A 15,413-nucleotide genomic window follows, 5' to 3' on the forward strand; every position below is an offset into this window, starting at 1 on the left:
GCTTTCAGTGTTTCGTACGCGGCACTCTGCGCAGGGCGAAGCTTTCCCAAGCCGCGACCAGGACCATCACGCCGGTGGTGAACGCGCCCAGAGCCAATGCCGACAACTGGTGCGCGAATGCGAAAGGCGCCACTGCCACCAACAACGAAAGCCCCGCCAGATGCGACAACGGGGGCAGTTTGCGGTCGTTCGATGCCCATTTGAACAAGGCATTGCCCAGCAGATACAGCGCCGGGCCGGCAAGAATGACGGCGACGCCCATGGTTTCGGCGTGCCCGGGATGCACCAGCACGATTTCATCGGCCACGGCGCAGACGATGATGCCCGCGACGATCAGCAGATGCAGGTAGGTGTAGGCCAGACGCGCGATACGGCCAGGATCGTCGGAATGCGCGATGCGGTGGCTGGCGCGTTCGGAGGCGGTGTCGAAATACATCCACCACATGGCCACGCTGCCCACGAACGATGCCAGGAAGGCCGTCGCGGTGGCGGGGTTGGCCGGCAATCCGGCGAACGTCGCACCCGTGACCAGGATCGATTCGCCCAGCGCGATGATCACGAACAGTCCGCAGCGTTCGGCCAAGTGGCCGCCGTCCACATCCCATTCGGCGGTGGTCGAACGCCCCAGCCCCGGCACCCAGAAGGCGACCGATGGCGATACGTATTCGATGGCGATGGCCGCCAGCCACAAACCTGTGCGCAGTGCGCCCTGCTCCAAACCACCCCCTACCCAGAACATCGCGGAAGCCAGAAACCAGATCAGGATGCGTTGGAAATTACGCGACTGCGCGGCCCCTTCCCCGCGCAGGGCCCAGAGCATGAACAAGTTGCGGCCCACTTGCATTGCCGCGAAGGCGCAAGCGAACAGCAGGCCTTTTTCGCCGAACGCTTCCGGTATGGAAGACGACATCAGCAGCCCGCCCAGCATCAGCGCGAACAGCATGACCCGCACCGGCACTTTTTCCGGATCCAGCCAATTGGTGACCCACGAGGTGAATATCCACAGCCACCACACCGCCATCAGCAGCATCAGCGTATGCAGCGCACCGACCGGCGTCAGATGGGCCAGCAGGCCATGCGACAACTGGGTGACGGCAAAGACGAAGACCAGATCGAAGAACAACTCGACCATGGAGACTTTGCCGCTGTCGTGCCGGCCGCGCTTGCGCAGCAGTGAACGGGAATGGGTGTTCATCCAGGCGATCCTTTCGCGAACCCGTGTCGCGGCATCAACGCCCGCGGCCCTTCCAGGCCAATAGCCATGCGCCCAGCACGGGGATTGCGAAGATGACCGACTGGATTGGCAACTCTTCCTGCAGCGAATACCCATGCGACATGCCGGTACGCAGGTTCCACAACGTCGCCAGCAACCAGACAGCAGTGAATATCCAGGCGGTAGTGGTGCGTTTGGCGGGTTTGGTCAGCCACATGGCCAACGCCATGAACACCAGACCGGTCACGATGAAAATAAGGGTACGCATAGCCAACTCCCCAGTTGAATGATCTCGTGGCGAACGATATCGGATTTCCTCTGCGACGGCTGAATCAGCCCCCGCAGAATTTCTGATAATCGATATAGCCCGGAAACGGCTTGCCCGGCGCGCAAACCACGCAATCGGGGTCCGGCCGCAAGCGCATTTCACGGAAGCGCATCGCCAGCGCATCGAATTGCAGCAACCGACCGCTCAGCGGTTCGCCGATGCCCAGCAATAGCTTGATCGCTTCGTTGGCCTGCAGCAGCCCGATCACGCCGGGCAATACGCCCAGCACGCCGGCTTCGGCGCAATTGGGCGCGAACTCGGCCGCGGGCGGTTCCGGAAACAGGCAGCGGTAGCACGGCGCCTGCCCGCGATGGCGGCCGGCGTCGAACACGCTCACCTGCCCTTCGAAACGCTGCACCGCGCCGTACACCAGCGGCTTGCCCAATTTCACGCAGGCATCGTTGAGCAGATAGCGCACCGGAAAATTGTCGGCGCCGTCTATCACCACATCCACATCCGCCAGCAGACGTTCGATGTTGCCGGCCACGACGCGTTCGGCGACCGCTTCGATCCGCGTGCGCGGATTCAAAGCCGAAAGCGCAATCTGGGCCGAGACCACCTTCGCTTCGCCTATCCGTGCTTCGGTATGCAGGATCTGGCGTTGCAGGTTGCTGCGGTCCACCACGTCGTCATCGGCGATGCGCAGATGGCCGATTCCCGCAGCGGCGAGATAGAACGCCGCTGGCGAACCCAGCCCGCCGGCGCCGATCATCAGCACCCGCGAAGCCTCGAGTTTGCGCTGGCCCTCCACACCCACTTCCTGCAGGCGCAAATGGCGCGAATAGCGGTCCATGAAATCGGCTTCATCGACATCCAACTGCGGTCTGACCACCGGCAGGCCTTCGGCCATCCAGCGCGTGGTACCGCCGGCGACGGAAGACAGATGCAGGTAACCGGCCTGACTGAGGAAGGTCGCCGCTTGCATCGAGCGAGCGCCGCTCTGGCAGATCAGCAGGATCTCCGTGGCGCGTTCGGGCACATGCAGGCCCGGATCAGCTTCGAGCTCGCCTTTGGCTATGCCCAGCGAACCTTCGGCCTGCCCGCCGGCGCGCTCGTGCGCTTCGCGGACATCGATCAGTACGGCGCCATGCCTCAGACGCTGCAGGGCTTGTGTGGGGGTGATTTCGGGAATGACCATGATGGGATTATCGCGCTGTTTGCGCTTTCCTTCTCCCTCCGGTGTTGTAGGTCGACCCCGTATCAAGTACGGGGCAGGCTCTACGTGGCCGACGCTTTCCGGAGAGGAAGGGAGCACGTGCGTCGGGGGCGTAGCCCCGACCTACGAATACGTCAGCACTTCGACGACGCTGCCTTCTTCGAATTCCTGCTTTCCTTCCCCCAACACGATCAACGCATCGCTTTCGGCCGCCGCACGCAGGCGGTGGGAGGCATCCGCACTGTTCGGCGCCACGCCAAGCACGCCGTCCTGTCCGTACTGCAGACGCCCGCGCAGGAACTCCAGGCGCTCGTGCGATTTATTCCACGGTGCAGAGAGCCGCGCGAAACGCTTCGCCCGCGGCTCCGCCCTGCCCTGCAAGCCGTCCAGCAACTGGCGCCCCAGGGTAAGAAAAGTGGCGAGCACCGAAACCGGATTGCCAGGCAAACCCAGAAACAGCGCCCGATCCAGATTTCCGAATAGCACCGGCATGCCCGGCTTCATTTTCACTTTCCAGAAATGGATCTCGCCCTGAGCGCCCAGCAGCGCGGGCAAGTGGTCTTTCTCGCCGGCCGAAACGCCGCCGCAGGTGATGACTAGGTCGAACGCCGAAGCCGCATCGCGCAGCGCGGTTTCGATGCGGACCGGATCGTCCGGCAAGGTCGGCCAGGCGACGGGTTCCAGCCCTTCCGCACGCAGCAGGCCCATCAGCAATTCGCGGTTGCTGTTGTAGATCTGCCCGGGAAGCAGCGGCAACCCCGGCTCCACCAGTTCATCGCCGGTAGTGAACACCGCGACCGTGGGCCGTTGCGAAACTTCTAGCTCGGCCGCGCCCAGCGCGGCCGCCAGACTGACGCACGCGGGAGACAGGACCGAGCCTGCCTGAAGCACCACGTCGCCGGCTCGCACGTCTTCGCCGGCGCTGCGGATGTCGGCACCAGCCGCCACGCCTGCCGGCACCGTCAGCAAGCCTTCGTGTTCGTGCGTCTCTTCCTTGATGACGACCGTATCGGCGCCTTCCGGAAGCGGCGCACCGGTGGTGATGCGAATGCATTGGCCGGACTGCAACGCCTGGTCCAGCAGCGGTCCTGCGAACTGCGCGCCGACGATGCGCAACTCCGTATCGTTTCCCGGATTCAAATCGGCATGGCGCAGCGCGAAGCCGTCCATCCGGCTGTTGTCGAAAGCAGGCAGGTCGATGGGCGCGCTGAGGTCCTGCGCCAGGATGCGTCCGTCCACTCGTTTGATCGCGAGGCGTTCATGGCCGAGCCTACGCTCGGCCGCGACCCGCTCCACGATGCGCGAGGCATCGTCGTAACTGATGCGTGTGGGAAAGTCGCCCATCGTCGCGCCGCCGGATACGGCGCTTACTTGCCGCGCTTGACGTGCCGGATCAGGCGGCGCTTCTTGGCCACCTGTTTGTCGGTCAGCACGTTCTTTTTGCCTTCGTAAGGATTCACCGAATCCTTGAAGATGAAGCGCACCGGCGTACCTACCATCTTGAAGCGCTTGCGGAAGAAGTTCTCCAGGTAGCGCTTGTAGGACTCCGGCAGCACCTTCAGACGGGTACCGTGGACCACGAAGGTCGGCGGATTGAGGCCGGCGGGATGCGCGAACCGCAATTTCGGCGCGTGACCGCGCACCGCGGGCGGCGGATTGGTTTCATAGGCCACCTCCAGCGCCTTGGTCACTTCGCTGGTGCCGTGTTCCTTGGTAGCCGAGGCGTGCGCGCGGTGGATGGCGCGGAACAGTTCGCGCAGGCCGGAACCGTGCTTGGCGGAAATGCGCACGTTCTCTGCCCATTCCACGAAATTGAGCTTGCGCGAAAGCAGCGCTTCGGTTTGCTCGCGCTGATAGGTTTCCAGGCCGTCCCACTTGTTCACCGCGATCACCAGCGCGCGGCCGGCATCGAGGATGGCCCCCAGCACCGTCGCATCCTGGTCGGTCACCCCTTCGGTGGCGTCCAGCATCAGCACCGCGACCTGGCATTGTTCGATCGACTGCAAGGTCTTGATGATGCTGAATATCTCGACGGCTTCCTCGACCTTCGATTTGCGCCGCAGGCCGGCGGTATCGACCAGGCGGTACTGGCGGCCGTCGCGTTCCATGTCCACGGCGATCGAATCGCGGGTGGTGCCCGGCACTTCCGAGGCGATCATGCGCTCCTCGCCCAGCAAGCGATTGAACAGCGTGGACTTGCCGACGTTGGGGCGGCCGACGAAAGCGATGCGCACGCGGGCCGGATCGTTGTCCAGCACTTCGGTCGTGCCTTCTTCCGGCAGCCTCGCGTGCACCTCTTCCAGCAACTCGTCGATGCCCTGGCGGTGCGCGGCCGATACGGTGATGACGTCGTTGAAGCCGTAGCGCGAAAATTCCGAGATCGCGGTGGATTCTTCCAGACCATCGATCTTGTTGATCACCAGCAGCGTGGGGCGCGAGGCCTTGCGCAGCCAGGCCAGGATGTCGTCGTCGAGTGTCGAGGCGCCTTCGCGGCCATCGACGATGAACAGGACCAGGTCCGCCTCTTCGGCCGCAGCCCGCGCCTGGCGCGCGGTGGCGCCGGCCAGGCCTTCCTCTTCGCCTGCGATGCCGCCGGTGTCCACCACCATGAACGGATTCTCTTCGTCCAGGCGGCAGATGCCGTAGTTGCGGTCGCGGGTCACCCCGGGCTGGTCGTGGACCAGCGCATCGCGGCTGCGCGTGAGTGCGTTGAAGAGCGTCGATTTACCCACGTTGGGGCGGCCGACCAGTGCGACGAGGGGAAGCATATGAAAGCCGGGAATGGAGAATTGAGAATCGGGAATGGAGACATCGGATTCCCAGACATGTCGATTATCCCCCATTTGGCTGGAGGAAATCGAAAATCAGCGATGACAGGGACGCCAGAAGCGCAGCGCTTTGCCGATTCCCTGTTCTCGATTCCCTATTCCCGCCTCACTGCAGGCGGAATGCGGTCAATTCGCCTTCGACGTTCTGCACCAGCAGGATCCCTTCCGCGACCACCGGCTTGGCGCGCACGGCCTTGCCGCCTGCCCGTTCGCGGGCCGCTTCTTCGCCGTTGTCCAGGCGCAGCCAGTGCACGTAGCCGTCGAAATCTCCGACCACCGCGTAATCGCCGTGCACGGTCGGCGCGGTCAGCGAGCGGCGGGCCAGGGTCACGTTGGACCACATCGGCGCACCCGAACTCTTGTCCAGCGCCCAGACCGAACCGGCCGGATCGGCGACAATCACGCTGCTCGAGGACAGGCCCAGGCCGCCCGGTCCGCCGTTGTCGCGGCTCCACAGCGGACGGCCGCTGGGGCCGTCGATGGCGACCGTTTCCTTCTTGAAGCTGGTGGCGTAGACCGTGGTGTTGTCGAGCACGGCGGCGCCATCGACATCGGCCATGCGTTCCAGTTCGGTGCGCCCTTCGGGCACGCCGATTATCTGATTCCACAGCGGACGCCCATCGTTCAAGCCCATGGCCGAAAGCGTGCCGTCGTCGTTGCCGACGAACACCACGCCCGGACCCAGAGTCACCGGCGCATTGCCACGAACGGTCAGGCTGGGAAGATCATGATTGGAGAACCAGCGGCGTTCGCCGGTGGCCGCATCGAAAGCCGAGACGCGGCCATCGTTGGACCGTACCAGCACCAGACCCTGTCCTATGGTGGGTGCCGCGATCACTTCGTTGGGCACCTTGGCCTGCCACTTCTCCGCACCGGTGGCCGCATCCAGTGCGATCACCTTGCCGTCCAGCGAACCGATCACCACCAGTCCGTCGCCAGCGCCAGGACCACCCGACAGCCTTTCTTCGGACTTGTATTCCCACACGCCCTTTCCAGACTGCAGATCGAAAGCGCGTACGCCGCCTTTGACGGCCGCAGCATAGACGCGGCCATCCGCGACCGCAGGACCCTGATTCACGCCCAGGCGCTCTTCGCCCTTGCCCGCGTTGGCGCTCCACAATTTGGAAACGGTGGCGGTAGCGGTGAAATCGACCAGCTCGGCCGGCTCGGTAGGCTTGCCGTCGTCTTTCTTGTCTTTGCTGAACCAGCCTTTGACCGTGCTGCAGCCCGACAGCACCATCGCCAGGACCATGATCGCCATAATGCGTTTGAACATGAAAACCGGCCTCATCAAGTTGGCTGCGCTGTCTTGGGCGGCGTACCGCCCAGGTCGCTGAGTTTCAGCTCGACCAGGCGACGTTGCGGCGCAGCCACATCCATCCCGGTGAGAGCCTTCAAATAAGTGTCGCGCGCTTCGTCGCGCTTGCCTGCGGCCAGCAACGCGTCGCCGCGTGCCTCCAGGCTGGCGCTGTCGGTGGCGTCGCCCAGGACTTTCAAGGCCTCTTCGCCCTTGCCTGCATCGGTCAGCAATTTGGCAAGGCGAAGGTCGACCAGCGATTGCAGGGTCGGGTCAGCCTTGATGCCGCGCAGAGTGGCTATCGCCGCTTCGGCCTGGCCGGCGTCGACCTGGGCCTTGGCCAGCCGCAACGCGGCCAGATTCGCATACGCATTGCCGCTTTTCAGCTTGCCGACTTCGGCCTGGGCTTTCTTGAGATCGGCCGCGCCTATGCTGTCCAGCGCAGACTGATAGCTAACGTTGGCCTGCTCGGCTTGCTGGATCTGGTGCTTCTGCCACCACTGCCAGCCAAAAATCACCGCGAGTCCCAAGGCTATGCCGCCGATCAATCCGGCGCCGTTGTTTTTCAGCCAATTGCGGACGCGCTCGCTTTGTTCGTGCTCATCGAGCAGATCGTCGATCGCCATGCGTACTCTCGCCCCGTCTAGGCGGGGTCTTCGGTTCGGGGTTGGACGGAATTGTCTGTTGGGAATTATCTGTTGGAGCCCGTGCGCAGGTCAGTTGGCGACCGGCGCAAGGGAACCGTCAGAGGATACCGCAAAGCGCGCAATGTTCGCTCGCTTGTACGGCGTCAGGTCCACCGTACTACCCGCTTGCTGAACCTCGACCGCCGCTGCGTTGCCCAGCACGACGCGCCCCACTTCCCCATTGCGGAAACTACGTTCCTCGCCGGCCTTGAGCAGGCCGTGTTCGAGGTTGACGCCGCCCGGGGCGTCGATCTGCACCCAACTGTCGCCAGTCATGCGCAGGGTCAGTCCGCTACCGCCGTTGCGCGGCAGTGGCGTCAGCGATGCGACATAAGGAGCGGCCTGTGCACCGACAACGGCTGGCGCCTTGCCGGCGGCGGCGGCGCTCTGGTCGATCGACGCCGCTGGCGCCGGCACGACATCCAGCGAAGCGGTGGCCTGGGACGAACCTTGACCCAGGTGCGATTGGGTGGCCACCCAGACCGGCACCGCGATCGCTGCCGTGATGACTACATAGACCGCGCGACGTGCGACGCTTTCCAGCACGCGCTGATAGCGGGGCGTATGGCTGTGGCTGACCAACTCGGCCGGGCGCACGCCCTGCAGGTCGGCACGCTCCAGATACGGCTCGATATCGATCTTGAGCAATTTGGCGTAACTGCGCAGCTGGCCGCGCAGGAACACCGGCGCGCCCAGAACCTGCCAGTTCTCCTCTTCCAGCGCCTGCACTACGCGGACAGGCATTTTCAACTGGCTGCCTACCTCCTGCAGGCTCAGTCCCGCACGCTCGCGCGCCTGGCGCAGGGCGGGCCCGCAGCCTTCGGCATAACGACCCGCAGACGTCGGGTCCAGTGGTGTCTGGTCAGTCATGGCCTTGTTTTTCCCCAGGGGTCCGCGGTAACCACATCGGGGAACTCCGCCCGTAACCGCTGAACATATCGGCTGGCGGCGGCCTTGTCGCCCAGCTTTTCTTCTATACCAGCCGCCAGTTGTAGCACGGCTGCGTCGGCGGGTGCAGCAGCCAATCTTCGTTCTGTGAAGGCCCTCGCTTCAAAATAGCGACCCTGGCGGTATTCGCTCTCGGCCAGGGAGACCAGCGCATAGGCATTTTGCGGGGCGATCGCAAGCGCTTTGCGCAGATCGCGGTCGGCGCGTTCGTACTGGCCGGTCTTGAGCGCGCAACCGCCTGCGTTGGCCAAGGCCGACTCCGGGGTACGGTAATCCGGCGCCGCGAGGGCCCGGTCGAACCAGACCAGGGACTCGGCCGGAAAGCCATTCCCGCACAGCCAGGCTCCGTAATTGTTGAGCGCTCCGCCCTTCTTGGGTGCCGCCTCGGCCGCTCGTTTGAAGTATTGGCCGGCCTGGGTGCTGGCCCCCTTCTTGTCGGCGATGACGGCCAGCAGTGTCAATGCGTCGGCCGAGGAAGGGTTGGCCTTCAGCGCCGCAGCGGCTTCGATTTCGGCCGTCTTGAGGTCGCCGGCGCTCAGCCGTTGTTCGGCCAGGCTCAGCCTGCGCTGCGCCGCCATCCGCTTGGTGGTCTTGGCATCATCGACGACATGGTAATCGGGGGCTACGTATTCGGCGCGCTGCTCCTTCATGGCAGGCTCCATGAAGGCCCGGCATGCGGTCAGCAGCGGCAATAGCATCAGTACAGCGAATGCAGCGCTACGCAGCCGCATCGTCGATCCCTTGCGACTGCAGATGCAGGCGGAACTCGGCCTGGCGCCGCGTGCGGTCGACCACCTGCCCCTTCAACTGACCGCAGGCCGCATCGATATCGTCGCCGCGCGTACGCCGGACCATGGTGAGCACTTGCGAATCCAGCAGGATCTTCTGGAAAGCCCGGATGTCCGCATCGGTACTGCGCTCGTAGCGCGTGCCGGGGAACGGGTTGAACGGAATCAGGTTGACCTTGCCCGCATCCTTCGATTGCACAGTGTTGTCGAACTGGCGCATCAGGCGCGCCAGTTCGCGCGCGTGCTGGGGCTGATCGTTGACGCCACGCATCATGGTGTATTCGAAAGTCACCGAATCGCGTTTCTTGTTGTGCTGCACGTAGCGCGCGCAGGCGGCCATCAATTCGGCGATCGGATATTTCTTGTTCAACGGAACCAGTTCGGTGCGCAGCTCGTCGTTGGCCGCATGCAGCGACACCGCCAGCGATACATCGGATTCGACCGAAAGACGGTCGATCATCGGCACCATGCCCGCGGTGGAAAGCGTCACGCGCTTGTTGGCCAGACCGTAGCCCAGATCGTCGCGCATCACGCTCATGGCGCGCACGACGTTGTCGAAATTCATCAACGGCTCGCCCATGCCCATCATCACCACGTTGGTGAGCTTGCGCTGCAGGTGCGGCACGTTGCCCAGGTGGCGCGCGGCCACCCAGACCTGGCCGATGATCTCGGCGGTGGAAAGATTGCGATTGAAACCCTGGGTGGCGGTGGAGCAGAACTGGCAGTTGAGCGCGCAACCCACCTGCGAAGACACGCAGAGCGTGCCGCGGCCCTTGTCCGGAATGAACACGGTTTCGATGGAATTCTTGCCGTCCATGCCCAGCAGCCACTTGTGGGTGCCGTCGCTGGAAGGCTTTTCGAACTGTATTTGCGGAACCACGACCTCGGCGTGCTGCTGGAGCTTGGCGCGCAGCGCCTTGCCGAGGTCGGTCATGGCATCGAAATCGGTGACATAACGGTGATGTATCCACTTCATCACCTGGTGGGCGCGATAACGCTGCTCGCCGAGCGTGTCGGCGAAGAAGCGCTCCAGGCCCTCGCGATCGAGGTTGAGCAAGTTCTGTTTCTTGACGACCTCGTTCACGTCATCGACTCAGCGCGAGACCACTTCGGTCGCGGCGAAGAAGTAAGCCACTTCCACTGCGGCGTTTTCGACCGAATCCGAACCGTGCGCCGCGTTGGCGTCGATGGAATCGGCGAAGTCGGCGCGGATCGTGCCCGGAGCAGCGTCTTTGGGATTGGTGGCGCCGAGCAATTCGCGATGCAACGCGACGGCGTTCTCGCCTTCCAGCGCCTGGATCATCACCGGACCGGAGATCATGAAGTCGACCAGCGCGTTGAAGAACGGACGTTCGCGATGCACGGCATAGAAACCTTCGGCTTCACGACGCGACAACTGCTTGTACTTGGCGGCGACGATTTTCAGGCCGGCCTTTTCGAAACGCGAATAGATTTCGCCGATGACGTTCTTGGCGACGGCATCGGGTTTGACGATTGACAGGGTGCGCTCCAGCGCCATGGATTTTCTCCGTTGGGTGGGCCACTGCGGACCCGAGATTAACATGAAAAACCCGCGTCGAAACGCGGGCTTAGGCTAAATTGCGTAGCGCAATTCTAACGTATCGGCAGCACATTTGCAGCGGCTCCATACTCTCCATGCGGCAGTGCAGCATGACTTTCAAAAGGGCTGAGCACAGAATCAAACAAGCGTTTGATTACCGAGAGCCTCATGGCCAACACCGCCCATTTTTCAACCAAGGACCGGATCCTTGGCGCCGCCGAGGAACTGTTCGCCCAGCACGGCTTCGCCGGCACCTCGTTGCGTCAGGTGACCAGTCGCGCCGACGTCAATATCGCCGCGGTCAACTACCACTTCGGGTCGAAGGAGAACCTGGTCAACGAGGTCTTCCGCCGGCGCATGGACGACATGACCCTGCTGCGCCTGAGTCAGCTGAAAACAGCCCTGGAACAGCATCCCGGTGAACTGCAACCCATATTGGCCGCGTTCGTGGAGCCCGCCCTGGCCATGTCACAAGACCGTCATGGCGGCGGCGCGTTCGTACGCGTGGTGGCACGCGCCTACGCCGAAAAGAACGATGGCCTGCGCAAGTTCCTCTCCGATCACTACGGCCACGTGCTGCGCGAATTCGGCAAGGCGATCGCCGGTTGCGTTCCCGGCCTGAGCAAGGAAGAGCTGTACTGGCGGCTCGACTTCCTGGCCGGGGCACTTACCTACGCCATGGCCGACTTCGGCCTTATCAAGCGTCCCGCCGATGTCACCGAAGCGGCGCACCGTGAGCGTGCAGCACGCGAGCTTATCCGTTTCGCCGAGGCCGGCATCCGTGCCGGCCACTGAACAATTTCAATTTATAAACAAGGGTTTATAGGATATGTCTAACAAATTACTTGTACGAAAAGCCGCCGTGCTCGGCGCTGGCGTGATGGGTGCGCAGATCGCCGCGCACCTGACCAATGCCGGGGTGGACACCGTGCTGTTCGACCTGCCCGCCAAGGAAGGGAATCCGGATGGCGTGGTGCTGAAAGCCATCGCCAACCTGGGCAAGCTCAGTCCCGCCCCGTTTGCCAGCAAGTCGCTGGCCGAGGCCATCACGTCCGCCAACTACGACAGTGGGCTCGAACAACTGCGCGGCTGCGACCTGATCATCGAGGCCATTGCCGAGCGCATGGACTGGAAGCAGGACCTGTACAAGAAGATCGCACCGTTCGTGGCCGACCATGCCGTGCTGGCCAGCAACACCTCCGGCCTGGGCATCAACGCCCTTTCCGATGTGCTGCCGGAACAGCTGCGCCACCGTTTCTGCGGCGTGCATTTCTTCAACCCGCCGCGCTACATGCACCTGGCCGAACTGATCCCGACCAAGGTCACCGACACGGCCGTGCTGGAAGGCCTGGAAGGCTTCCTGGTCACCACCCTGGGCAAGGGCGTGGTCTACGCCAAGGACACGCCCAACTTCATCGGCAACCGCATCGGCGTGTTCTCCATCCTGGCCAGCATCCATCACACCGCCGAATTCGGCCTGGGCTTCGATGAAGTGGACGCTGTCAGCGGCCCACTGATCGGCCGGCCCAAGTCGGCGACCTACCGGACTTCCGACGTGGTCGGCCTGGACACCATGGCCCACGTCATCAAGACCATGGGCGACACCCTGCCCGACGACCCGTGGCACAAATACTTCGCTGCGCCAAAGTGGCTGCAGGCACTGATCGCCAAGGGCGCGCTGGGACAGAAGACCGGCGCCGGCATCTTCCGCAAGGTCGGCAAGGACATCGTGGTGCTCGACCTGAAGGCCCAGGACTACCGCCCGTCCACCGGCGTCGCCGCGCCGGAAGTCGTCGAGATCCTGAAGCTCAAGAACCCTGCCGAGAAGTTCGCCAAGCTGCGCGAAAGCCCGCACCCGCAGGCGCAATTCCTGTGGGCCACTTTCCGCGACCTGTTCCATTACAGCGCCTATCACCTGGCCGACATCGCCGAAACCGCGCGCGACGTCGATCTGGCCATCCGTTGGGGTTACGGCTGGTCGCTGGGCCCGTTCGAAACCTGGCAGGCCGCCGGCTGGAAGCAGGTGGCGCAGTGGATCGCCGACGACATCGTGGCCGGCAAGGCCATGAGCTCGGCGCCGCTGCCCAATTGGGTGTTCGACGGCCGCGAAGGCGTGCATGCGGCCGAGGGCAGCTACAGCCCCGTCAAGAACGCCAAGCTGCCGCGTTCCGCTCTGCCCGTCTATCAGCGCCAGCGTTTCCCGGATCCGCTGCTGGGCGAGAAATTTCCCGCCGGCGAAACCGTGTTCGAAAACGACGGCCTACGCATGTGGACCGACGGCGACGGTATCGCAGTGGCCAGCTTCAAGACCAAGATGAACACCGTCAACGATCACGTGCTCAACGGCCTGCAGGAAGCGGTGGGCCGAGCCGAACGCGATTTCAAGGGACTGGTGCTGTGGCAGAACGGCGAACCGTTCTCGGCCGGCGCCGATCTTTCCGGCGCGATGGGCCTGCTGCAGGCCGGCAACGTGGCCGGATTCGAGGCCATGGTCGCCAACTTCCAGGCCACTAGTCAGCGCATCAAGTATTCGCTGGTGCCGGTGGTGGCCGCAGTGCGCGGACTTGCGCTGGGCGGCGGTTGCGAATTCCAGATGCATAGCGCCAAGACCGTGGCTGGATTGGAAAGCTATGTCGGCCTGGTCGAGGCCGGTGTCGGCCTGCTGCCTGCGGGCGGCGGCCTGAAGGAAATCGCCGTGCGCGCTTCGCAGGCCGCAGGTCCCGGCGGCGACGTGTTCGCCGAACTGAAGAAAACCTTCGAGACCGTGGCGATGGCCAAGGTTTCGGCTTCGGCGATGGAAGCGCAGGAACTGGGCCTGATGCGCAAGACCGACAAGATTGTGTTCAACGCCTTCGAACTGCTGTATGTGGCCAAACAGGAAGCGCTGGCCCTGGCCGAAGGCGGCTACCGCCCGCCCCTGCCCGCGCGCCGCGTCCAGGTCGCCGGCGATGTCGGCATCGCCACCTTCAAGATGATGCTGGTGAACATGCTGGAAGGTCGCTTCATCAGCGAATACGACTACGAGATCGCCATGCGCATCGCCACCGTGCTGTGCGGCGGCGCGGTGGATCGCGGATCGCTGGTCGACGAGGAATGGTTGCTGAAGCTGGAGCGCCAGCACTTCGTTGAACTGGCGCAACAGGAAAAGACCCAGGCGCGCATCGGCCACATGCTGAAGACCGGCAAGCCGCTTAGAAACTGAGATTCGGGAAACGGGATTCGGGATTCGTGAAAGCGAAGCCCGAATCCCTGCACTACCGAATCCCCAATCTCGAATCTCGAATTCCGGAGTTATTCCATGAGCAAGCAAATCCAAGACGCCTACATCGTCGCCGCCACCCGTACCCCGGTAGGCAAGGCGCCCAAAGGCGTATTCCGCAACACCCGCCCCGATGACATGCTGGCGCACGTGCTCAAGGCCGTGGTCGCCCAGGCGCCGGGCATCGACGTCGGCCGCATCGACGACGCCATCATCGGCTGCGCCATGCCCGAGGGCGAGCAAGGCATGAACGTGGCGCGCATCGGCCTGCTGCTGGCCGGCCTGCCCAACACCATCGCCGCGCAAACCATCAACCGCTTCTGCTCGTCGGGCCTGCAGGCCGTAGCGCTTGCGGCCGACCAGATCCGCCTGGGCAATGCCGACCTGATGCTGGCCGGCGGCACCGAATCGATGTCGATGGTGCCGATGATGGGCAACAAGATCGCCATGGCGCCCAGCGTGTTCGATAACGACCATGTGGCCATCGCCTACGGCATGGGCATCACCGCCGAGAAAGTAGCCGAGGAATGGAAGGTGTCGCGCGAAGACCAGGACGCCTTCGCCCTGGCCTCGCACCAGAAGGCCATCGCCGCGATGCAAGCGGGCGAGTTCCGCAGCGAAATCACGCCTTATGAAGTGATGTCGCACGTGCCCGATCTGGCCGGCAACACCATCCAGCTGCGCAAGCTGCTGGTAGAGAACGACGAAGGTCCGCGCCCGGACACCACGCTGGAAGGCCTGGCCAAGCTGCGCACCGTGTTCCGCAATCCCCAGTTCGGCGGCACCGTGACCGCTGGTACTTCATCGCAGATGAGCGATGGCGCCGCGGGCGTGCTGCTGGCTTCGGAACAGGCGATCAAGGACTACGGCCTGACCCCGTTGGCGCGTTTCGTATCCTTCTCAGTCGCCGGTGTGCGCCCGGAAGTGATGGGCATCGGCCCCATCGCCGCGATTCCGAAAGCGCTGAAGCAGGCGGGCATCACCCAGGATCAGTTGGACTGGATCGAATTGAACGAAGCCTTCGCGGCCCAGGCGCTGGCGGTGATCCGCGATGTCGGCCTGGATCCGTCCAAGGTCAATCCGCTGGGCGGCGCCATCGCGCTCGGCCATCCGCTGGGCGCTACCGGCGCGATCCGCACCGCCACGCTCGTCCACGGCATGCGCCGCCGCCAGCAGAAGTACGGCATGGTGACCATGTGCATCGGCACCGGCATGGGCGCGGCGGGCGTGTTCGAAGCGCTTTAAACCGGTATTCTCGCCAGACCGGAAAGGGCAGCCATTGGCTGCCCTTTTTCGTAGGTCGGGACTACGTCCACGATGCGTGAATCTCCGGCCGTCGGCCGCGTCGG

At 63.7% G+C, this 15,413-nt stretch carries 14 protein-coding genes; 3 read left to right on the forward strand and 11 right to left on the reverse strand.

The window, feature by feature from the left end; all coding sequences use genetic code 11:
• Positions 1 to 4 precede the first annotated feature (4 nt).
• The 11 genes from BLR66_RS03345 to ndk form a co-directional block, all read right to left on the reverse strand.
• Positions 5 to 1,195, reverse strand: coding sequence for a low temperature requirement protein A (locus BLR66_RS03345; RefSeq protein ID WP_218119590.1), 1,191 nt, complete (start codon positions 1,193 to 1,195; stop codon positions 5 to 7).
• Between the two features lie 34 nt (positions 1,196 to 1,229).
• Entirely contained in the window at positions 1,230 to 1,481 is a 252-nt protein-coding gene (locus BLR66_RS03350; protein ID WP_093280201.1) for a hypothetical protein, read from the reverse strand.
• A 64-nt stretch (positions 1,482 to 1,545) separates the two neighbouring features.
• Positions 1,546 to 2,679 (reverse strand): molybdopterin-synthase adenylyltransferase MoeB, encoded by a 1,134-nt coding sequence (moeB, locus tag BLR66_RS03355; protein WP_093280202.1) that lies wholly within the window; start codon positions 2,677 to 2,679, stop codon positions 1,546 to 1,548.
• 141 nt (positions 2,680 to 2,820) lie between these two features.
• Positions 2,821 to 4,041 (reverse strand): molybdopterin molybdotransferase MoeA, encoded by a 1,221-nt coding sequence (gene glp / locus BLR66_RS03360; RefSeq protein ID WP_093280203.1) that lies wholly within the window; start codon positions 4,039 to 4,041, stop codon positions 2,821 to 2,823.
• Between the two features lie 23 nt (positions 4,042 to 4,064).
• Positions 4,065 to 5,465 (reverse strand): ribosome biogenesis GTPase Der, encoded by a 1,401-nt coding sequence (gene der / locus BLR66_RS03365; RefSeq protein ID WP_093280204.1) that lies wholly within the window; start codon positions 5,463 to 5,465, stop codon positions 4,065 to 4,067.
• A gap of 166 nt (positions 5,466 to 5,631) precedes the next feature.
• On the reverse strand, positions 5,632 to 6,816 hold the full coding sequence (gene bamB / locus BLR66_RS03370) for an outer membrane protein assembly factor BamB (protein WP_093280205.1): 1,185 nt from the start codon (positions 6,814 to 6,816) through the stop codon (positions 5,632 to 5,634).
• The gene (locus tag BLR66_RS03375) at positions 6,816 to 7,448 is read right to left on the reverse strand and encodes a YfgM family protein (protein ID WP_093280206.1); all 633 of its coding nucleotides are present in this window, start codon (positions 7,446 to 7,448) and stop codon (positions 6,816 to 6,818) included. The genes bamB and BLR66_RS03375 overlap by 1 nt, the downstream gene beginning before the upstream one ends.
• Positions 7,449 to 7,538: 90 nt before the next feature.
• Positions 7,539 to 8,378 carry a helix-turn-helix domain-containing protein gene (locus BLR66_RS03380; protein WP_093280207.1) on the reverse strand — a complete coding sequence of 280 codons (840 nt, stop codon included), beginning with the start codon at positions 8,376 to 8,378 and terminating at the stop codon, positions 7,539 to 7,541.
• Positions 8,375 to 9,154 (reverse strand): type IV pilus biogenesis/stability protein PilW, encoded by a 780-nt coding sequence (gene pilW, locus BLR66_RS03385; protein WP_255402376.1) that lies wholly within the window; start codon positions 9,152 to 9,154, stop codon positions 8,375 to 8,377. The genes BLR66_RS03380 and pilW overlap by 4 nt, the downstream gene beginning before the upstream one ends.
• Positions 9,155 to 9,173: 19 nt before the next feature.
• A complete protein-coding gene (gene rlmN / locus BLR66_RS03390) occupies positions 9,174 to 10,328 on the reverse strand; it encodes a dual-specificity RNA methyltransferase RlmN (RefSeq protein WP_093280209.1) in 1,155 nt (384 codons plus the stop codon).
• 9 nt (positions 10,329 to 10,337) lie between these two features.
• Positions 10,338 to 10,763 (reverse strand): nucleoside-diphosphate kinase, encoded by a 426-nt coding sequence (ndk, locus tag BLR66_RS03395; RefSeq protein WP_093280210.1) that lies wholly within the window; start codon positions 10,761 to 10,763, stop codon positions 10,338 to 10,340.
• A gap of 210 nt (positions 10,764 to 10,973) precedes the next feature.
• Here ndk and BLR66_RS03400 point away from each other — a divergent pair, with 210 nt between their 5' ends.
• From BLR66_RS03400 to BLR66_RS03410, 3 genes are all read left to right on the forward strand, one after another.
• A complete protein-coding gene (locus BLR66_RS03400; protein ID WP_093280211.1) occupies positions 10,974 to 11,600 on the forward strand; it encodes a TetR/AcrR family transcriptional regulator in 627 nt (208 codons plus the stop codon).
• A gap of 34 nt (positions 11,601 to 11,634) precedes the next feature.
• Positions 11,635 to 14,007: a 3-hydroxyacyl-CoA dehydrogenase/enoyl-CoA hydratase family protein gene (locus tag BLR66_RS03405; RefSeq protein WP_093280212.1), complete on the forward strand. Its 2,373-nt coding sequence runs from the start codon at positions 11,635 to 11,637 to the stop codon at positions 14,005 to 14,007.
• 96 nt (positions 14,008 to 14,103) lie between these two features.
• Entirely contained in the window at positions 14,104 to 15,309 is a 1,206-nt protein-coding gene (locus BLR66_RS03410) for an acetyl-CoA C-acyltransferase (protein ID WP_093280213.1), read from the forward strand.
• Positions 15,310 to 15,413: the final 104 nt, after the last annotated feature.

The sequence above is a fragment of the Pseudoxanthomonas sp. CF125 genome (assembly GCF_900104085.1).
Taxonomy (GTDB): domain Bacteria; phylum Pseudomonadota; class Gammaproteobacteria; order Xanthomonadales; family Xanthomonadaceae; genus Pseudoxanthomonas_A.